This is a genomic window from Stenotrophomonas sp. DR822, assembly GCF_019793815.1.
In the GTDB taxonomy this organism is placed as follows: Bacteria; Pseudomonadota; Gammaproteobacteria; order Xanthomonadales; family Xanthomonadaceae; genus Stenotrophomonas; species Stenotrophomonas indicatrix.
In genome coordinates this window covers 2,174,791-2,194,201 of record NZ_CP081826.1, presented here as the reverse complement: position 1 = coordinate 2,194,201, position 19,411 = coordinate 2,174,791, and the positions used below count along the sequence as shown (strand labels likewise).

The 19,411-nt window shown below is 66.8% G+C and carries 13 protein-coding genes; 8 read left to right on the top strand and 5 right to left on the bottom strand.

The window, feature by feature from the left end:
• The first annotated feature begins 303 nt into the window (after positions 1-303).
• Positions 304-2,205, top strand: a complete 1,902-nt coding sequence (asnB, locus tag K5K93_RS10110; protein ID WP_222390861.1) for an asparagine synthase (glutamine-hydrolyzing) — start codon at positions 304-306, stop codon at positions 2,203-2,205.
• 593 nt (positions 2,206-2,798) lie between these two features.
• Here asnB and queD read toward each other — a convergent pair.
• The gene (gene queD, locus K5K93_RS10105; protein WP_025878441.1) at positions 2,799-3,161 is read right to left on the bottom strand and encodes a 6-carboxytetrahydropterin synthase QueD; all 363 of its coding nucleotides are present in this window, start codon (positions 3,159-3,161) and stop codon (positions 2,799-2,801) included.
• A gap of 195 nt (positions 3,162-3,356) precedes the next feature.
• Here queD and K5K93_RS10100 point away from each other — a divergent pair, with 195 nt between their 5' ends.
• Positions 3,357-5,996: a TonB-dependent receptor gene (locus K5K93_RS10100; protein WP_222390860.1), complete on the top strand. Its 2,640-nt coding sequence runs from the start codon at positions 3,357-3,359 to the stop codon at positions 5,994-5,996.
• Positions 5,997-6,060: 64 nt separating this feature from the next.
• Positions 6,061-8,655: a M14 family zinc carboxypeptidase gene (locus K5K93_RS10095; RefSeq protein WP_222390859.1), complete on the top strand. Its 2,595-nt coding sequence runs from the start codon at positions 6,061-6,063 to the stop codon at positions 8,653-8,655.
• 536 nt (positions 8,656-9,191) lie between these two features.
• Here the strand turns inward: K5K93_RS10095 and K5K93_RS10090 are convergent.
• Positions 9,192-10,616, bottom strand: a complete 1,425-nt coding sequence (locus K5K93_RS10090; RefSeq protein WP_117309453.1) for a DEAD/DEAH box helicase — start codon at positions 10,614-10,616, stop codon at positions 9,192-9,194.
• Positions 10,617-11,590: 974 nt separating this feature from the next.
• Between K5K93_RS10090 and K5K93_RS10085 the strand changes: the two genes are divergently transcribed.
• The gene (locus K5K93_RS10085; protein ID WP_222390858.1) at positions 11,591-12,580 is read left to right on the top strand and encodes a fumarylacetoacetate hydrolase family protein; all 990 of its coding nucleotides are present in this window, start codon (positions 11,591-11,593) and stop codon (positions 12,578-12,580) included.
• 14 nt (positions 12,581-12,594) lie between these two features.
• Complete coding sequence (gene maiA, locus K5K93_RS10080; protein WP_222390857.1) at positions 12,595-13,263, top strand: maleylacetoacetate isomerase; 669 nt, start codon at positions 12,595-12,597, stop codon at positions 13,261-13,263.
• 33 nt (positions 13,264-13,296) lie between these two features.
• On the opposite strand, the gene K5K93_RS10075 is transcribed toward maiA, so the two are convergent.
• The 3 genes from K5K93_RS10075 to K5K93_RS10065 form a co-directional block, all read right to left on the bottom strand.
• Entirely contained in the window at positions 13,297-14,769 is a 1,473-nt protein-coding gene (locus tag K5K93_RS10075; protein WP_222390855.1) for a UdgX family uracil-DNA binding protein, read from the bottom strand.
• Positions 14,750-16,033, bottom strand: coding sequence for a putative DNA modification/repair radical SAM protein (locus K5K93_RS10070; protein WP_093818801.1), 1,284 nt, complete (start codon positions 16,031-16,033; stop codon positions 14,750-14,752). The genes K5K93_RS10075 and K5K93_RS10070 overlap by 20 nt, the downstream gene beginning before the upstream one ends.
• A gap of 130 nt (positions 16,034-16,163) precedes the next feature.
• Positions 16,164-17,291 (bottom strand): PilT/PilU family type 4a pilus ATPase, encoded by a 1,128-nt coding sequence (locus tag K5K93_RS10065; protein ID WP_025878450.1) that lies wholly within the window; start codon positions 17,289-17,291, stop codon positions 16,164-16,166.
• 121 nt (positions 17,292-17,412) lie between these two features.
• Here K5K93_RS10065 and K5K93_RS10060 point away from each other — a divergent pair, with 121 nt between their 5' ends.
• The 3 genes from K5K93_RS10060 to K5K93_RS10050 all read left to right on the top strand — a co-directional run bounded on the left by K5K93_RS10060 (position 17,413) and on the right by K5K93_RS10050 (position 19,219).
• Positions 17,413-17,778, top strand: coding sequence for a DUF4398 domain-containing protein (locus tag K5K93_RS10060; RefSeq protein WP_025878451.1), 366 nt, complete (start codon positions 17,413-17,415; stop codon positions 17,776-17,778).
• Positions 17,775-18,659: a hypothetical protein gene (locus K5K93_RS10055; protein WP_222390853.1), complete on the top strand. Its 885-nt coding sequence runs from the start codon at positions 17,775-17,777 to the stop codon at positions 18,657-18,659. The genes K5K93_RS10060 and K5K93_RS10055 overlap by 4 nt, the downstream gene beginning before the upstream one ends.
• Positions 18,660-18,982: 323 nt before the next feature.
• Entirely contained in the window at positions 18,983-19,219 is a 237-nt protein-coding gene (locus K5K93_RS10050) for a YdcH family protein (protein WP_093818802.1), read from the top strand.
• The last annotated feature ends 192 nt before the right edge of the window (positions 19,220-19,411 follow it).

Here is a 19,411-nt window from a genome sequence, read left to right as displayed (position 1 = left end):
CGCGGCGATGCTATCCCAGCTACCGGGCCGCTCGGGTCCAGGGAGCGGGCGCCATTCAGCCGGGGTTGCTGGCGCGCGGGCCGGGCCTCAGGCTGGGCAACGACTTGGCCGCACGGTAGCCATCGTGTTGTTACAAAACGTTACGTAAGCCGCGCCTGCGGTGACGGTCGCTGACAGCGCTACGACTGACGTGGCGCTCGGCGGGGCCGAGCATGGCAGCTCTCCCCATCCGCGTGCCGCCCTCATGCCGTCCGCCTCCTGTCCCGCGCTTTTCCTTGAATGCCCTTGCCATGGAGGCCAGCGATGAGCGGCGTGGTCGGGGCCTGGCTGCCGCCTGCCGACGATGAGCAGCTGCTGCAGCAGCTGGCGCCGATGCTGCGGGCGCTGCAGCAGCGCGGCCGCGGTCGCATCGGGTACTGGACCGATGCCGACGCAGGGCTGGCCCTCGGTCATTGCCGTGCGCCGACCGACATGCCGTTGCAGCCGCTCAGCTCCAGCTGCGGGCGCTACGTGCTGTGCCTGGATGGCCGCATCTACAACCGCGCGGCCCTGCAGTCGCAGCTGCGCGACCTGCCACTCAGCTGCACCGATGCACGCCTGTTGCTGCAGGCCGTCGTCGAGTGGGGCGTGCAGCGTGCGCTGTCGCGCATCGAAGGGGCATTTGCGTTCAGCGTCTGGGACCGCCACGCACATGAGCTCTGGCTGGCGCGCGACCCGGTCGGCGAACGGCCGTTGTATTACGGCTGGTACCAGGGCCAGTTCCTGTTCGCTTCGGAGTTGAAGGCGCTGCAGGCCTTTGCCGGATTCGCTCCCAGCATCGACCAGGATGCATTGAGCCTGCTGCTGCGCCATGACTATGTGCCGGCGCCGCACACCATCTATCGCGGCATCCACAAGCTGGTGGCCGGGGCGATGCTGCGCGTGGACCTCAACGATCATGCCGCCGGCGGATCAACGCAGGCCACGCAGGGCGGCCAGCGCTACTGGTGCGCGCGCGATGCGATGCAATCAGCATTGCAGCAGCCGTTGCAGCCGGCGCCCAGCCTGGAGCAGGCCACCGACCAGTTGGAGGTGGTGCTGCAGCAGGCGATCGCCACGCGCATGCATTCACCCGTGGCCTGCGGTGCATTCCTGTCCGGTGGCACCGATTCGTCGCTGGTGGTGGCGATGATGCAGGCGCAGTCGGCGTTGCCGGTGGAGGCATGGACGGTGGGTTTCGACGACCCCGGTCACGACGAGAGCGACTGGGCCTCGCAGGTGGCCCGCCACCTGGGCGTGCATCACCACCTGCACAGGATGGACAGCCGGCAGGGCCTGGATCTGCTGCAGCGCTTGCCGCAGGTCTGGTGCGAACCGTTCGCCGATGCCTCGCAGCTGCCCACCCTGCTGGCCAGCGAGCTGCTCGGCGCGCGCAAGCCGGTGGCGCTGACCGGCGACGGCGGCGATGAGCTGTTCTTCGGCCACCCCAGCTATGGCCGCGCGCTGCGCAATGCGCGCCTGTGCGGTGGCCTGCCGGACTGGGTACGTGATCTTGCGCGGCGTGGCAGCAGCCGCTTGAACGTCGAGCGTGGTCGGCTTGGCGGTTGGCGCGCACTGGTGGCCGAGGTGGCCGCCAACGACGTGGAGGGGCATTACCTGCAGCGCGTCACCCGCTGGCGGCAGCCGACCCAGGTGGTACTGGGGGCGCGCGAGCCGGCGACGATCTTCCACCAGCAGGACACCGCACTGCCGGCGGAAGCGCGCATCCAGCTGCTGGATTTCCGCATGGACCTGGCCGAGGGGATCCTTGCCAAGGTCGACCGTGCCGGCATGGCGGCCGGTGTGGAGACACGCTCGCCGTTGCTGGACATGGAGGTCATACGCCTGGCCTGGCGCCTGCCGCAGCACTTGAAGTACCACGACGGCGAGCACAAGCGGATCCTCAAGCATCTGCTGGCGCGCTACCTGCCCGCGCCGCTGGTCCATCGCCCCAAGCGCGGTTTCGGCCCACCGATGGCACGCTGGCTGGCCGGCCCGCTGCGCGACTGGGCGGAAGCGTTGCTCGACCCGCAGCTGCTGCGCAACCAGGGGTGCTTCGATGCGGTACGCGTGCGCGCGATCTGGGAGGCGTTCCTGCGCGGCGAGCGCAAATGGCATACGCACCTGTGGAACGTGTTGATGTTCCAGGCGTGGTACCAGCACTGGCACGGCAATCGCGGGCGATAACCGGGAGCGATCCTCACGGGCGCGGCGAATCTTCCTGGCGCAGGGCGGAGGCCCTTGCGTGCGAATGTCCTCCGGCGCCGGCCGTTGGCCGTCACCTCCCCCTTTACTTCGCACGCAAGGGCCTCCGCCCTGCGCCCGGAGCTCGTCGGCGTCTCATTGAAGGGCCGTCGCGAGCGCTGCATCTGCGCGCCTGGTGCCGCAAGCCGAGCCTCGTCGGGGCGGGTAGGGGCCTGGGCAAAGTAAAGGAGGAGGTGACGGCCAACGGCCGGCGCCGGGGGACATTTGCCCAAACCCCTACCCGCCCCGGCGGGGCCCTCCAGCTCGCAGAGACCCGGACGAAGACGCGCTCCAGAATCCAAACGCCAGGCAAAAAAAAGACCCGGCAGAGGGAGGGATCTGCCGGGTCCGGATTGCATGGGGGGAGGGACCCATGCAATGAGCGTGGGCGTCGCGCCAGTGGCTGTTCCCTGCCAGTCGCATCCGCCGTGCATTTGTATTGATGCAATGCAGCATACGCCGATCATGCGGCAATGCAACAAAAATCACGAAGGCGCCATCTCTGGCGCCTTGAGGCCTTTCAGATCAATGGGTTGTCAGGCGGCAGGGCCGCGGTAACGGCAGCCCGAGGTGCAGGTTTCGTGCACGGTGATCTCGCTCAATGCCGGCAGGGTGGGCTTGAGCTCGTTCCAGATCCACACGGCCAGATTCTCGCTGGTCGGGTTCTCCAGGCCGGGGATGTCATTGAGGTAATGGTGGTCCAGGCGGTCGTAGATCGGCTGGAAAGCCGCCTTCACGTCACCGAAATCCATGATCCAGCCGGTCTGCGCGCCCGGCTCGCCCTCGACTTTCAGTTCCACCCGGAAGGAGTGGCCGTGCAGGCGCGCGCACTTGTGCCCCGGCGGCACGTTGGGGAGGCGGTGCGCCGCCTCGAGCATGAAGACTTTGAAGATTTCCATGGCGCGATTGTACGCCGCGGGCGGCCGATCAGCCCGGCTTTGCGTTGCCTTCCCGTGAAGAAATTCTTTCCATCCGGATGAAGAGATGATAGGTTCTCTTATATCCGTATGAAGAGATGTTATTGGCCGCACCCCGGCCAGGCATGGATTACTGCGGAACTTACCTCGTCCTTCCACTACCTCCCCCACATCGTCATGCCCCAGCACACCCTGCTCGTGGCGGCCCTGGCCGTCGCTCTGGCCGCGCCTTTGTCTGCCGCCGCCGAAACCCCCGCCGACGCCAGCGGCGAAGCCAGCACCCTGGCTGCCGTGCGCGTCACCGGTTCCAACATCAAACGCGCCGATACCGAAGCCTCCAACCCGGTGCAGGTGATCGGCCGCCAGCAGCTGGAACAGACCGGCAAGGCCACCGTGGCCGATGTGCTGCGTTCGATCTCGGCCAACACCGGCAATGCCAGCAACGAGACCACCAACAACGGTTGGGCCTCGGGTTCGGCCGGCATCGGCCTGCGCGGTCTTTCGCAGAAGAACACGCTGGTGCTGCTCAACGGCCGCCGCCTGGCCAACTACGGCTTCCCGGCCGGCGGCCTGTCGGACACCTTCGTCGATCTCAACGCGCTGCCGCTGGTGGCGGTCGAACGCATCGAAGTGCTCAAGGACGGTGCATCGGCGGTGTATGGCAGCGATGCGGTGGCCGGCGTGGTCAACATCATCACCCGGCAGAATTTCGAAGGTGCCGAGATCGGCGGCAGCTTCGGCGGCGCCGACCAGGGCGGCCTGCACGAGCAGAACCTGAAGTTCGTCGGTGGCCTGGGCGACATCGACAAGGACGGCTACAACATCCTCTTCAGCCTGCAGGGCTACAACCGCGAGCGACTGGACCAGGACGAGCGCAACCTGACCAAGAGCGGCATCTACAGCGACCAGCCCGGCGGCCGCTGGAACGGCTGGTCGGCCAAGGGGGCGCGCTATCTGGTCAATGGCACCTCCGTGCCGATGCTCGATGCCAACGGCAACTGCCCCACCGGCACCACCCGCGTGGCCAGCGCGCCGATCGACGGCCTGGCCGGTGATACCTGCGGCTTCAACCAGGCCCCGTACACCACCCTGATTCCCTCCACCAAGCGCTACCAGGCCTACGCCAACGGCACGTTCCGCCTCGGCGACAACGTCGAAGCGTTCGGCGAAGTGCTGTACAGCCAGATCAAGAGTGCTGCCTGGTTCGGCAGCAGCCCGTTCTTCACCCTGGAAAGCGGTCGCTTCGCACTGAACGCGCAGACCGGCCTGGCCGAGCCGGTGTCGTCCAACCTGCCGGCCAGCAACCCGTACAACCCGTACGGCCGCGCGATCCCGATCGAATACACCTTCTTCGACCTCGGCGGCACCATCAAGACCAACCGGTCCACCGCCTATCGCGGTGTGTTCGGGCTGCGTGGCAACACCGAGAAGTGGGACTGGGAAGTGGCCGCGTTCGGCGCGCGCAGCAGCGAGCGCGAAACCGTCTCCGGCGGCTTCGCCAACCGCTGGGCACTGGCCAATGTACTGGCCACCGGCAGCTACAACCTGCTGAACCCGGCCGCGACGCCGCAGTCGGTGCGCGATTCGATCAACATCGCCACCCTGCGTCCGGCCGAGTCGGTGCTGCAGGGCATCGATGCGAAGATCTCCGGCAGTCTCGGCCACACCTGGGCCGGCGACATCGGGTTCGCCGCCGGTGCCGAATGGCGCCGCGAGAAGCTCGATTCGAACAACCCGTGGCAGATCGATGCCGGCCTGCAGGTGCGCCCGGCAATCGCCGAAGTGCATGGCGAGCGCAAGGTCAGCGCCGCCTACGCCGAGGTCAACGTGCCGCTGGCCTCGACCCTGGAACTGTCCGCCGCCGCCCGCGCCGATCATTACGACGATTTCGGCGACGCGTTCTCGCCCAAGCTCGGCCTGCGCTGGCAGCCGCTGGATTTCCTGCTGGTGCGTGCCTCCGCGTCGAAGGGCTTCCGCGCCCCGTCGCTGTCGGAGAACTCCAACAGCACCAGCATCGCCTATGGCAGCGTGGTCGACCCGCGTGATCCGGACGTGCCGGGCTCGCGGCAGAACCCGACCTTCTTCACCGTCGGCAACAGCGACCTGAAGCCGGAGCGCACCAAGAGCGTGAACTTCGGCGTGGTGCTGTCGCCGTGGGCGAACACCAACCTGAGCATCGACTACTACCGTATCCAGCTGGACAACCTGGTCGGTACCAACAACACCCAGACCCTGGTCAACGACAACGTCGCCGGTGCCGTGCAGCGCGATGAGCGCGGCAAGCTGCAGGCGGTCTACAACCGCTACCAGAACCTGAGCGAGCTGAAGACTTCGGGCATCGACGTCGAGCTGCGCCAGCGCATCCCGACCACGGCCTTCGGTGACTTCACCGTGACCTCGGCCTACACCCACGTTCGCGACTACCGGCGCCCGACCGTGGTCGGCGGCCCGCTGGTGGACTATGCCGGCAGCAATCTCGGCGCCACCCTGCCGAAGAACAAGGCCACCACCACCCTGGACTGGAAGTACAGCGACTACACCGCCGCGGTGACCTGGTACTACACCAGTGGCTACGACCAGAAGGCCAGCACCGCTGCCGCTGCGGTGCAGAGCCGCGTCGACGCCTACAACCAGTTCGATCTCTACCTGGGCTACACCGGCATCGACAACCTGACCGTGTACGCCAAGGTGCAGAACCTGGGTGACAAGACGCCGCCGTACGACGCCTCGTTCCCGGGCATCCGCGCGCCGTACGACTTCAGCCAGTACGACCTGCGTGGCCGCTACTTCACGCTGGGCTTCGACTACCGCTTCTGATCCACCCGCCGCGGCCGGCCACCCTGTGTGGCCGGCCGTGTTGCCATGTTCCAGGGGAGTCACCGTGTCCTTCCACCGCCGTGCCGTTTTCCCGTTGTTGCTCGCCGTCGCCACCGCCGTATCGTTGCCGCCTGCGGTACATGCGCAGAGCGCCTATTTCTTCCCGCAGACCACCGATGCGGCGGCATTCGATACCGCCATTCCCACGCCGGAGCAGTTCCTCGGCTATCCGATCGGCAGCCGCTACACCCGCCATGACCAGCTGGTGGCTTACTTCCAGGAGCTGGCCAAGCACTCGGACAGGATCAGCGTGCGCGAGATCGGCCGCAGCTATGAGGGCCGACCGCTGCTGATCGCCACGGTCACTGCTGCAGGCAACCACGCGCGGCTGGAACAGATCCGCCAGCAGCACGCGACCCTGGCCGACCCGGCGCAGCCGCGCAGCGCTGCCGGTGACAGCCCGGTGGTGGTGTGGCTGGGCTACAGCGTGCACGGCAACGAGACTTCCAGCGGCGAAGCGGCGATGCTGACCGCCTACTACCTGGTGGCCAACCGCAGCGCGGAAACGCAGCAGTGGCTGCAGCAGGCAGTGGTGCTGTTCGACCCGGCGCAGAATCCCGACGGCCGCGATCGCGCCGCCAACTGGCACAACGCCTGGACGTCCGATCCGGCCTCGGCCGATCCGGCCGACAAGGAACACGTCGAACCGTTCCCGCAGGGCCGTACCAACCACTACTTCACCGATCTCAACCGCGATTGGCTGGCACTGACACAGCAGGATTCGCGGCCGAAGGTGGCGCAGTTCCACCAGTGGTACCCGAACGTGCAGATCGACTTCCACGAAATGGGCAAGGACAGCACGTACTACTTCGAGCCATCGCCGAAGAGCATGCATAGCCCGTTGATCCCGGCAGCATCGTACGAGTTCAACAAGACCCTGGCCAAGTACCACGCCCAGGCGCTCGATGCGCTGGGTTCGCTGTACTACACCGGTGAGAACTTCGACAATTTCTCGCCCGTGTACGGCTCGACCTATCCGGATTTCCACGGCGCGGTCGGCGTCACCGTGGAGCAGGCCAGCTCGCGCGGTCGCGTGCAGGAATCGGTGAATGGCCTGCTGACGTTCCCGTTCACCATCCGCAACCAGGTTGCCACCGGGTTGGGCACGGTGCGCGGTGCGGTGACCGAGCGCAGCGCGCTGTTCGATCTGCAGAAGCGTTTCTTCCAGAGCGCGCTGAAGCAGGCCGCACAACAGCCGGTGAAGAGCTTCGTGTTCGGCGACGCGCATGATCCGGCATTGACCCGACGCCTGCTGGAACTGCTGTTGCTGCACAGGATTGAAGTGCATGCACTGGACCGCGCTGTCAGCGTAGATGGCCAGCGTTTCGAAGCGGGCAGCGCCTACGTGGTGCCGGTGCAGCAGGCGCAGTTCCGCCTGGTCCATTCGATCTTCGCCGAGACCCCGCCGATCAAGGGCGACGTGTTCTACGGCAGCACCAGCTACGCGATCGCCCCGGCCTACGGCGTGGCCTTTGCCGGCAGCCGCAGCCGCATCGATGGCGGCGCCCGCGTGGTCGAGGTTCCCGCAGTGCAGGGCGGGCTGACCGGCGGTGAAGCGGGCTTCGCCTACGTGATCGACTGGCGCGACTACAACGCGGGCCGCGCACTGGCCGCCCTGCAGGCCAAGGGCTTGTCCACGCGTGCCACCTTCCAGCCGTTCACCGCGGCCACCGCACAAGGTGAGGTGGCCTTTGCCGGGGGCAGCATCGTGGTACCGGTGTCCGGGCAGCCGCTGCAGGGTGCGGCGTTGCAGGAGGCGGTCGCCGCCGCCGCGCGGGTCGCCGGTGTGCAGGTGCATGCGCTGGGCAGCGGTCGCAGCCGCGATGGCATCGACCTTGGCAGTGACGGCGTCAAGGCACTGCGCAAGCCCGCCGTCGCGCTGGTGATGGGCGAGGGCGTGGCAGCCACCGAAATCGGTTCGGCCTGGTTCCTGCTCGACCAGCAGCTGCGCCTGCCGGCCAGCAAGCTGGACCCGCAGCAGCTGGGCAAGGTATCTCTGGACCGCTACACCACGATCGTGCTGTCCGGCGGCACCTATGCCGGCATCGACGCGGCCGCGGTAGCGGCATTGAAGCGCTGGATCCAGGCCGGCGGGTCACTGGTCACCTATGGCAGCGCGTCGAAGTGGGCGATCGAACAGAAACTTGCCGACGGCGAGAAGCTGGGCAAGGACGAGGAAGCAACAGACACCGCGCGCCGCGCCTTCGGTGACCAGCGCGATATCGCCGCGATCGAGCGCGTCAGCGGCAACATCCTCAGCGCCGACGTCGACCTCAGTCATCCTTTGGCGTTCGGCGTGCCGCGCCGGCAACTGGCGATCAACAAGGAGAACACGGTCATCCTGCAGCCGAGCGCGAACGGGTTTTCCACGGTGGTGCGGATCGACGACACACCTCGGGTGAACGGGTATCTGTCCGAGCGCAACCGCAGTCGCGTGGCTGGCAGTGCGTGGCTGCTGGTGTCGGCGCAGGGGCAGGGCAACGTGATCCTGTTTGCTGATGATCCGGCGCATCGCAAGTACTGGCATGGCACTGATCGCATGCTGATCAACGCGATCTTCTTCGGGAATCTGGTGAATCCGAGTAAAGCGCGGGGTTGAGGCGTTTGGCGCCTTCATTGCCATGTGGGTTGGGAGGACGGATAGGCCGCGCAGGACACGCCGCAAGTACGTCCCTGTAGGCTCGTAGGCGCCATCCATGGCGCCTGCGGTCCTGCGCGGCCTATCCGTCCTCCCCAGACAGTTTCCTCCAGGCGCGGACGCATCAAACCCAAGGCGGGGGCAAGGGCAAAAGCAGGAATTGCGGCTTCGGCGTTTGCCTTTGAATTTGAATTTGAATTTGAATTTGAATTTGATCTTTCTTCTCCCGGCTACCCGGCGGGAGAAGAAGGCGCAGGCAATGCTTGAAGCGGATGGGCATGGGGGCAGCGCAGAACCGTTGGCGCCATGGATGGCGCCATCGAGCTTACATGGACGTATTTACAGCGTGTTCTGCGCTGCCCCCATGCCCATCCGCCCTCGGTACTGCCACCGCCTGCTTTATCACCCGGTAGCCAGCAACAAAAAAGGACGGCGCGTCAGCGCCGTCCCTCGATAGCCCCCCGCGCAGCGGGAAGCGCCATCCATGTCAGCAGCAATCAGCCAGCGCGACCGCCGCCGTTGCCGCCCTGGCCGCGACCACGGCCGCCACCGGAATTACCGGCACCGCCACGACGCTGGCCCTGACCGGCACCTGCGCCTGCGCGCTGCTGGCCGTTGCCCGCGCCCTCGCGGCGGCCACCGCCGGCCTTCTTCGGGCCTGCATGGGCATGACGCGGCGCATCGCCGTGCGGACGGCGCGCGTGGGTCTTGCGCGGCACGCGCTCGCCGGTATCGGCCTCGGCCTTGCCCGGCGCACTGTTGCCCCAGCGGATCGGCGTCTGCAGCTCGAAGCCCGGCACATCGCGGATGTCCATGTCGCGGCCGAGCAGGCGCACGATCGCGCGCAGCAGCTTCACTTCATCCTGCGCCACCAGCGAAATCGCTTCACCGGTCGCACCGTTGCGGCCGGTACGGCCAATGCGGTGCACGTAGTCTTCGGCCACCATCGGCAGATCGAAGTTGATCACCTTCGGCAGCTCGTTGATGTCGATGCCGCGCGCGGCGATATCGGTGGCCACCAGCACGGTGACACGGCCGGCCTTGAAGTCGCCGAGCGCACGCAGGCGCTGGCCCTGGCTCTTGTTGCCGTGGATCGCCGCGGTCTTGATGCCGGACTTTTCCAGGAACGCGGCCAGCTTGTCGCTACCGTGCTTGGTGCGGGCAAACACCAGGGTCTGCTCGCGGCTGTCCTGCGCCAGCAGGTGCAGCAGCAGGTCGCGCTTGCGGCTGCCATCGACCGGATGCACCTTGTGGGTGATGGTCTCGGCGACGGTGTTCTTCGGCGTGACCTGGATCTGTTCCGGGTTGCGCATGAACTCCAGCGCCAACTGGCGGATGTTGTCCTCGAAGGTGGCCGAGAACAGCAGGGTCTGGCGGTTCTGCTTGGGCAGCTTGGCCAGGATGCGCTTGATCGAGGGCAGGAAGCCCATGTCGAGCATGCGGTCGGCTTCGTCCAGCACCAGCAGTTCAATGCCGGACAGGTCGATGCTGCGACGCTCCAGGTGGTCGATCAGGCGGCCCGGGCAGGCCACCAGCAGGTCCACGCCGCGACGCAGGATGTCCAGCTGGTTGCCCATGCCGACACCGCCGTAGATGCAGGCGCTGGGGATGCGCAGGTACTTGCTGTAGCCGCGCAGGCTGTCATGCACCTGGGTGGCCAGTTCGCGGGTCGGTGCCAGGATCAGCGCGCGCGGCTTGCGCGGGCCGGTGCGCACTTCCTGCGAAGCGGTGCCCAGGTGCTGCAGCAGCGGCAGGCCGAACGCAGCGGTCTTGCCGGTGCCGGTCTGTGCGCCGGCCAGCAGGTCGCGACCGGCCAGCACCAGCGGGATCGCCTGCTGCTGGATCGGGGTCGGGGTTTCGTAGCCCTGCTCGGCGAGCGCACGCAGCAGGAAGGGCGCAAGGCCCAGGGATTCAAAAGACATCGAGATTGCTCCAAGTACAGTTAACGCCTGTCCGAACGGACAGACGGGGGCAGATCAAACTGATCGGCTGACTCGGAGCGTTCCCGTGAACCGCGCTGCGAGAATTGGGTGCAGCCAACGCGAAGCGCAGGCTGGAATGCGTGACGAACGGCGTCGGAGTGGGGGCGGGCGATGGGGCGAACCCCGGTCGCCGGCGATCCCGGAGGGAAACGGACGGCCGCTGCAGACCCGCATAGTCTAGCGGAAGGATGAGACCTGACGCAAAACAGGCTGTTCAGGTTGGGGGTTCAGCAGGGCTGCGCCCTGCACCCGCCGAAGCGGTAGTGCCGGCCGCTGGCCGGCAACCTCAACAGCAACAGCAGAAGCGGGCTATCCGTGGGATGGCGGGGGGGGTCCGGTTGCGGGGGCCGCTGCAAGTACGTCCATGTAAGCTCGGTCGCCGCATCCATGCGGCTCACGCCCCCGCAACCGGACCCACCCCGCCTTCGACAGTTTTCCGCGATCTGTCGGAATGGCATGGCCCGCTCCTGGTGGCTGTCGACCTTGGTCGACACGGTAGATCCACGCCATGCGTGGATGCTCTTCGTTCAATTGTCGAAATATTCGATTTCGTTGGAAATTCATCCACGCATGGCGTGGATCTACCACCGTCATCGGGAAACTGTCGAGGGCGGGGCGGTATGGGGCTGCAGGACCGTTGGCGCCATGGATGGCGCCATCGAGCCCCCATGGATGGGTTTACGGCGTGTCCTGCAGCCCCATACCGCCCCGCCCAACCCACAGAAAACCCAGAGCCGGCTGTTGCAGTTGCTTTCGCGGTTGCCTTGGCCTTGGCCGTTGCCTCTGCAGGTGCAGGGTGCAACCCTGCCGCCCCCCTCCTGCGGTAGGGTGAGGCGATGCCGCGCTGCAGCTTGGCTGCGCTGCATATTTGATTACACTTGAAACTTGTTTGCCCACGACTCCGGACACCCACCATGAAGCTTGGTTCCTTGAAGGAAGGCGGCCGCGACGGCACCCTGATCGTTGTCTCGCGTGACCTGCGCCACGGCGTGCGCGCCACCGGCATCGCCGCCACCCTGCAGTTGGCCCTGGAGGACTGGAGCCATCTGGCCCCGCGTCTGAATGCGCTGTATGAGTCGCTCAATGCCGGCGACGCCGATGGCGTGTTCGACCTGGACCCGCAGGCCCTGGCCGCGCCGATGCCGCGCGCCTATGAATTCGTTGATGGCAGCGCCTACCTGCCGCACGTCGAGCGCGTACGCCGCGCCCGTGGCGCCGAGGTGCCGGAGAGCTTCTACAGTGATCCGCTGATGTACCAGGCCACCAGCGCCGGTTTCCATGGCCCGCGCGATGCGGTCAAGGTGGTCAGCGAGGACTACGGCATCGACCTGGAAGCGGAGATCGTGGTGATCACCGACGACGTGCCGATGGCCGCCACCCCGGAGCAGGCCGCCGGCCACATCCAGCTGATCGGCCTGGTCAACGACGTCTCGCTGCGCAACCTGATCCCGGGCGAACTGGCCAAGGGCTTCGGCTTCCTGCAGTCCAAGCCGCGCTCGGCGTTGTCGCCGGTGTTCGTCACTCCCGACGAACTGGGTGCTGCCTGGCAGGACAGCAAGGTGCACCTGCCGCTGCTGACCCACATCAACGGGAGGTGGTTCGGTGCGCCGGAAGCGGGTGTCGACATGCAGTTCAACTTCGCCCAGCTGGTCGCGCACGCGGCGAAGACGCGCCCGCTCAGTGCCGGCACCATCGTCGGCTCGGGCACCATCGCCAACGAAGACACCAGCAAGGGTGCTTCGTGCTTCGCCGAACAGCGCGTGGTGGAAACCCTGCGCGACGGCAAGCCGAGCACGCCGTTCATGTCCTTCGGCGACGTGGTGCGCATCGAGATGCTCGATGCCGCCGGCAACAGCATCTTCGGTGCGATCGAGCAGCGCATCGAACAGGCGGCCATGCCCTGAGCATGGAGGCGGCGATGGAGATTCCGGTCGACGACGGCATCGTGCTGTACACCTACTGGCGATCCAGCGCCGCCTATCGCGTGCGCATCGGCCTGGCCTTGAAAAGCCTGGCTTTTGAAGCACGACCGGTGCATCTGGTCCGCGAGGGTGGCGAGCAGCACCATGACGCCTATCGCGGGCTCAACCCGCAGCAGCTGGTGCCCACGCTGCTGCATGAAGGTAACGTGCTGACCCAGTCGCTGGCGATCCTGGAGTATCTGGAAGAGCGGTTCCCGCAGGTGCCGTTGCTGCCGGCCGATGCCGCTGGCCGCGCACGGGTGCGGGCGCTGGCGCAGCTGGTAGCCTGCGACATCCACCCGATCAACAACCTGCGGGTGATGCAGTACCTCGAGCGCGATCTGCAGCTGCCCGCCGATGCACGCACGCAGTGGACCCTGCACTGGATGGCCGAGGGCTTCGCGGCGATGGAAACGATGCTGGCCGACAGTGCTGACACCGGCACGTTCTGCCACGGTGACCGCCCGGGTCTGGCCGACATCTGCCTGTTGCCGCAGCTGTACAACGCCCACCGCTTCGGCCTGGATCTGGCGCCATACCCCACACTGCGTCGCATTGAAGCGGCCTGCCAGCAGCTGGATGCCTTCATCGCTGCACGCCCCGAAAACCAGATCGACGCCGCCTGACGTCGCGCTGTGCTCGCCGGGCATGGCCCGGCGCTACCGGTCTCCGGCGCGCGCGGAATCGGCCGCCAGCAGTTGCCGCAGGTCGTCGCGGAACAGCCGGTAGGCGTCCTCGCGCCGCGTCTCCTCCTTCTGCCGCAGTACCCAGGCCGGATGCACGGTGGCGTATCCCCGGGTGCCATCCTCGAGCGTGAGCCAGCGGCCACGGTCGCGCGTCAGGTTGAAGTCGCGACCGAATACGGACGAGGCCGCCGTGGCGCCGAGACAGACGATCACCTGCGGCTTCACCCGTGCGATCTCGCCCTGCAGCCACGGCCGGCAGGCATGCACATGGCGGCTCTCAGGGCGCTTATGCAGGCGCACCTTGCCTCGGCGCTCGTGGTGGAAGTGCTTCACCGCGTTGGTCAGGTACAGGGCGCCGCGTTCGATGCCCAGTTCCTGCAGCGCCCGGTCCAGCAGCTTGCCCGCCGGCCCGGCGAAGGGGCGCCCACTCAGGTCCTCGACATCACCAGGTTGTTCGCCGACCAGCATGATGCGTGCATCGGCACGACCTTCGCCAAACACGGTCTGGGTCGACGCTTCCCACAACGGGCACTGCCGGCAGACGGCGGCCTGCTGGCGCAGCGCCTGCAGGCTGCCATTGTCCGCAGCGGCATCGGTTGCATCGTTCGGCCGTGCGGGAATACGTCGCTGGGGTGCCTGTGACGGTCGATCATGCATCTCCTGCACGCGGCCGGCTGCGTCGCGCACAAGGCCCGGCAACAGGTGCGCTTCGGGAAGATGCTTCCAGTAACGGGCGGGCATTTCCTGCTGCATCATCCGCGTGTTGAGCCGGGCCGGATTGAAGATGCTGGCGTAATAGGTCTGCCACAGCGTCTCACGGGCGTCTTCGGCGGGTGCATCGCGGCGGTTGCCGCCCTCACCGAACGAGAGCGCGCTGCCATCCCAGCGGACACTGCGCGCGGGGGTCAGGATCGCCCAGCGCATGCCGGCAAAACGGCGGGCGAAAAACGGGGCGACCCGGTCGACGATGTTGTGATCGGGCTCGAACCAGGCGATGAACGCGTCGGTCTCGCCGGGCACCTCCCGGAAGCGCACGAAGGCCTTCATCTTGTGCGTGTCGCGGCGCACCGCCTGTGCCAGCGCCATCAACCGCAGCACATCGGCGTCGGCCGGATTGGACAGTACCGTGCGTTCGCCATGCGCGATGCGCCACAGCAGGCGGTACAGCAGCGGCAGGCGCTGCGGATCGCGATGGCACAGACAGGTAGCGGCCAGTTCGACGAAGTCGCGCGGCACGTTCGGGACGGTGGCGCCGTCGGGCAGTGGCGCCTGCTGCACCGCCGGCGCGTCCAGCAGCGACGCTTCGCTGCCCGTGATCCAGTCCAGCTGTTCCGGCAGCACCCCGCGCAGCAAGGCCTCACGCGCCGCACCGCGCCAGGCATCCAGCGACCACGGCGGGTCTACGCGCAGCGACCAGCGCTGCAGCTCAGGCCGCGGGCGCGGCATCGAACAGCGAGCCCTGGCGGGGTGGTGGCGCCAGCTTCGCGCGCAGCGCCGCCGGATCATCCAGCGCACTGCGCGGATGGTGGTCGGCCAGCTGCACGAATGGCAGCAGTTTGCTCATCGGCGCCTTCAGCCGGGCGACGTCGGCCACCCGCAGGCGACCGTGGCGGCGCGCCATCAACACCCGCTTGACGTTGCGCACTCCCAAGCCCGGCACCCGCAGCAGCAGCTCCTTCGGCGCAAGGTTCAGGTCCACCGGGAAGCGCTCCGGATGCCGTATCGCCCAGGCCATCTTCGGATCGATGTCCAGATCCAGCATGCCGCCCTGGGTGGTGTCGGTGATCTCCTCCACGCCGTAGCCGTAGAAGCGCAGCAGCCAGTCGGCCTGGTACAGGCGGTGCTCGCGCTGCAGCGGAGGTGGTTGCAGCGGCAGCTTGCGGCTCGCATCGGGAATCGGGCTGAAGGCGGAGTAGTACACCCGGCGCATGCGGTAGTTGCCGTAGAGGCTGTCGGCACTGGTCAGGATCTGCTGGTCGCTGGCACCGTCGGCGCCGACGATCATCTGCGTGCTCTGCCCGGCGGGTGCGAAGCGGGGAGGGCGAGGACGCGCGCTGCGGCTGGAAACCGGTGCGATCACTGCCGGCGCCTTGCGGGCCTCCTTGGCTTCTTCGATGCGCCAGCGCAGTTCACCCATCGCGCCGCGGATCGATGTGCTGGTCTTTTCCGGGGCGAGGGTGGCCAGGCCCGCCTCGGTGGGCAGTTCGACGTTGATCGACAGGCGATCGGCGTAACGGCCCGCAGCGGCCAGAAGTTCTGGCGATGCCTCGGGGATCGTCTTCAGGTGGATGTAGCCGGCGTATCGGTGCTCCTCGCGCAGCCGACGTGCCACCTCCACCATGCGCTCCATCGTGTAGTCCGCATTGCGGATGATGCCGCTGGAAAGAAACAGCCCTTCGATGTAATTGCGCTTGTAGAAGTCCAGGGTGAGCGTGACCACCTCGTCCACGCTGAAACGCGCGCGCGGCACGTTGCTGGACACCCGGTTCACGCAATAGGCGCAGTCGTACACGCAGAAGTTGGTCAGCAGGATCTTCAGCAGCGACACGCAGCGGCCATCGGGCGTGTAGCTGTGGCAGATGCCCATGCCCTCTGTACTGCCGATGCCGCCGGAGGCGCGCGAATCGCGCTTGCCCGCGCCACTGGAGGCGCAGGAGGCATCGTATTTTGCGGCATCTGCAAGGATGGCCAGCTTGCGTATGGTTTCCATTGAAGAAACCTACGCACGAGGGGTCTCATTGGATGAGACCGCCCCTTAACCCTTCAGGATTGCGCCGGGCATGGCCCGGCGCTGCCACCACGCGTCCGGTAGCGCCGGGCCATGCCCGGCGGGCGCGTCGTCAGAACCCGTGGGTAATGCTCGGCGCGCCGGCCGAGAAGTCCGCATACGGATCGTGCTCGCCGCTGCCGCCTTCGGACAGGCGGAACTTCAGCGCCAGGCCATCGCGTGAGTCGGCCGCGCGCAGGGCTTCTTCCTGATCGATGGTGCCGTTCTTGGCCAACCGGAACAGGCACTGGTCGAAGCTCTCCATGCCTTCTTCCAGCGAAGCCTCCATTGCCGCCTTGATCTCGTGCACCTGGCCACGACGCAGCAGGTCGCGGATCATCGGCGTGTTGATCAGGACCTCGGTGGCCGGCAGGCGGCGCCCCTCCTTGTTCTTCACCAGGCGCTGGCTGATCACCGCACGCAGGTTCAGGGCCAGGTTCATCAGCACGTTCTTGTGCGCGCTTTCCGGGAAGAAGTTGAGGATGCGCTCGATGGTCTGGTCGGCGTTGTTGGAGTGCAGGGTGGCCAGGCACAGGTGCCCGGTTTCGGCGAAGGCGATCGCCGCCTCCATCGTTTCTGCATCCAGGATCTCGCCGATCAGGATCACGTCCGGCGCTTCGCGCATCGCGTTCTTCAGCGCATTGTGGAAGGCATGGGTATCGAGCCCGACCTCGCGCTGGTTGACGATGGACATCTTGTGCTTGTGCAGGTACTCGATCGGGTCCTCGATGGTGAGGATGTGACCGGTGGTGGTGCTGTTGCGGTGGTCGATCATCGACGCCAGCGAGGTGGACTTGCCCGAGCCGGTGGACCCCACCACCAGCACCAGCCCACGCGGGGTCATGATGACGTCCTTCAGCACCTGCGGCAGGTTGAGCTCTTCGATGCTCGGAATCCGGCTGCGGATGGCGCGGATGACCATGCCCACTTCACCGCGCTGCTTGAACACGTTGACGCGGAAACGCCCGGCATCGGCCAGGGCGATGGCCATGTTGAGTTCCAGCTCGCGCTCGAACTGCGGCACCTGGCCCTCGTCCATCAGCGAGTAGGCGATCTTCTTCACCATTCCCGGCGGCAGGCCGGTATTGCCGAGCGGATACAGCTTGCCCTCGATCTTGATGTACACCGGCGCGCCGGTGGTCAAGAACATGTCCGAAGCGTTCTTTTCGGTCATCAGCTTCAGGAAGTAGCCGATATCCATTGCGAATTTTCCCCAACGAAACTGCCGGTGCCCGTTGCAAGCACGGTACCGGCTTGACGACAATGGCCGCGAACCGACAACCGGTACGGCCTCCCCAATGAAACGACTTAGCTTCGCACGAATGCGCCACAGCCTGTATGTGATGGCGTTTGCATTCGCACTCTCTGCCCCCGCCTGGGCGCAGGATGGCGCGTTGGAACTGGCCCAGGCCCGGCAGGCGGTGGACAAGGCCACCCAGGCCGACGCCGACCAGTACGCCCCGGACCTGATCGGGTTGGCCCGCCAGGGGCTGGAGCAGGCCCAGCGTGCCGCTGGCGACCGCCGCGAGCGCAAGAACGCACCGGCCCTGGCCCTGCGTGCCACCGTTGACGCCGATCTGGCCCGTGCCCGCAGCGAGGAAGCCACGGCGACCGCACAGCTGCAGCTGCGCCGCAACGAGGTCAACCAGCTGCAACGCCAGTTGTCGACCGGGGAGGACCGCCGATGAAGACCATCTCCGCGCTGACCCTGGCTACGCTGCTGGCCCTGCCGACGCTGGCCCTGGCCGCTGACAACCCGATGGTGGGCCAGCTGAGCCAGCGCCTGATGGCGATCCAGGCCAATCCGGACACCGCCGAACTGGGCGCCTTCGAGCGCATGCAGGCGCAGCAGGCCATCGCCACCCTGGAGAAGGCCAAGCGCCGTGACCAGGAGCTGGCCACCTACCTGGCCGAGCGCCGGGTCGAGATCGCCGAGACCGCCGTGCGGGCCGCGCTGGCCGCGCGCGAGGTCGATCGCCTGGAGCGCACCCGCGGCGACCTGCTGATCGAGGCCAGCCGCCGCGACGCCGCCCGCGCCCGCCAGGAAGCCGAACAGCTGCGCATGCAGGCGCAGATGCAGGCCGAAGAGGCCGAACGCCTGCGCCAGGCGGCCGAGGCCGAGACCCTGGCCCGCCAGGATGCCGAGAACGCCCTGACCAGCGTGGCCGGCAAGCAGCAGCAGCGCCTCAGCTCGGCCCAGCAGAACGCGGCCAAGCTGGCCCGTGAGGAAGCCGAGCTGGTGTCCGGGCAGAAACTGCCAAGCTCGAAGTTCGATGGCCGCGGCGAGGTCTTCACCTTTGCCGGTGACGCGTTTGCCGCCGGCGCCTCGAGCCTGTCCGGTGGCGCCCGCAATCAGGCCAAGGCCCTGGCCGAGTACGTGAACATCGGCAAGAAGGGCAGGATCCGCATCGAAGCCTATGACAGTGCCAATGGCGTCGGCCAGAAGCGCGCCGAGGCACTGCGCGACGCGCTGGTGTCGGCCGGTGTCGCCAGCAGCCGGATCCAGGTGGCCGGAAAGAAGGCCGCCTCTACCCGGGCCCGCTCGGCCGAGGTCGTCATTGCGCCGTAATTGATTGATATTGTTTGTTTTTCGTTGTGTTGAGTATTCAGCCTGAACCCCGCCTCGGCGGGGTTCGGTCTTTTTGCCGCAGGGGCTTGAACCCCGCCCAGAGCAAGCGTAGGGTCAGTTGTCCGGGACGCAATAACGCGGACCGGACGATGGGAGGGCCGGGCCGATGCAAGCAGGGCGCGAACCGCAGCAGACCGAAGTGCGCAGGCCAGTGCCGCACGTCGTTGTGGGCACCCATGTGGGCATCGACCGGCACTCCTCCATGAACAACGCCCCGTGCCTTGCGGCCGGGGCGTTCGTGTATCTGTCGAAGGAGGTCCATCATGTTTGAAGATCAGCCCCAGAGCGAGATCGACGCCCGTCGCGCGCGCGATCCGGAGTTCCGGGCACTCCATGACCAGCACCGCAAGTTGAACAAGAAGTGCATGGACGCGGAGTTGGGTGTACTCCCGATCGATGATGTCACCCTGGGTCGAATGAAGCGCGAGAAGCTGCTGGCCAAGCAACGCCTTCTGCGAATGTACGAAACACCGCTCGCAGCGTCGTCCCCCACGCATTGACGCACTCCGGTCGTGCCCGGAATGGCATGACCCGGCCATCGATGGCCCCGCCAGGCTCTCCTGACCTGGCAACGCGACGCCGCTGAACGCAGGCGTCGCGCCTAGGCACCACACGCGGTGGTGCCTAGGCCCTGCAGGCACGTCCCCCGATGCGGGCGGTACCGGTCTCCTCGTCGATCCGGGGCCGTCCGC

Coding starts and splice junctions, on each gene's coding strand:
- maiA (WP_222390857.1), top strand. CDS start 12,595: ATGGAGATTCCGGTCGACGACGGCATCGTGCTGTACACCTACTGGCGA.
- K5K93_RS10060 (WP_025878451.1), top strand. CDS start 17,413: ATGCGCCACAGCCTGTATGTGATGGCGTTTGCATTCGCACTCTCTGCC.
- K5K93_RS10085 (WP_222390858.1), top strand. CDS start 11,591: ATGAAGCTTGGTTCCTTGAAGGAAGGCGGCCGCGACGGCACCCTGATC.
- K5K93_RS10075 (WP_222390855.1), bottom strand. CDS start 14,769: ATGCCGCGCCCGCGGCCTGAGCTGCAGCGCTGGTCGCTGCGCGTAGAC.
- K5K93_RS10070 (WP_093818801.1), bottom strand. CDS start 16,033: ATGGAAACCATACGCAAGCTGGCCATCCTTGCAGATGCCGCAAAATAC.
- K5K93_RS10100 (WP_222390860.1), top strand. CDS start 3,357: ATGCCCCAGCACACCCTGCTCGTGGCGGCCCTGGCCGTCGCTCTGGCC.
- K5K93_RS10090 (WP_117309453.1), bottom strand. CDS start 10,616: ATGTCTTTTGAATCCCTGGGCCTTGCGCCCTTCCTGCTGCGTGCGCTC.
- K5K93_RS10050 (WP_093818802.1), top strand. CDS start 18,983: ATGTTTGAAGATCAGCCCCAGAGCGAGATCGACGCCCGTCGCGCGCGC.
- asnB (WP_222390861.1), top strand. CDS start 304: ATGAGCGGCGTGGTCGGGGCCTGGCTGCCGCCTGCCGACGATGAGCAG.
- K5K93_RS10055 (WP_222390853.1), top strand. CDS start 17,775: ATGAAGACCATCTCCGCGCTGACCCTGGCTACGCTGCTGGCCCTGCCG.
- queD (WP_025878441.1), bottom strand. CDS start 3,161: ATGGAAATCTTCAAAGTCTTCATGCTCGAGGCGGCGCACCGCCTCCCC.
- K5K93_RS10065 (WP_025878450.1), bottom strand. CDS start 17,291: ATGGATATCGGCTACTTCCTGAAGCTGATGACCGAAAAGAACGCTTCG.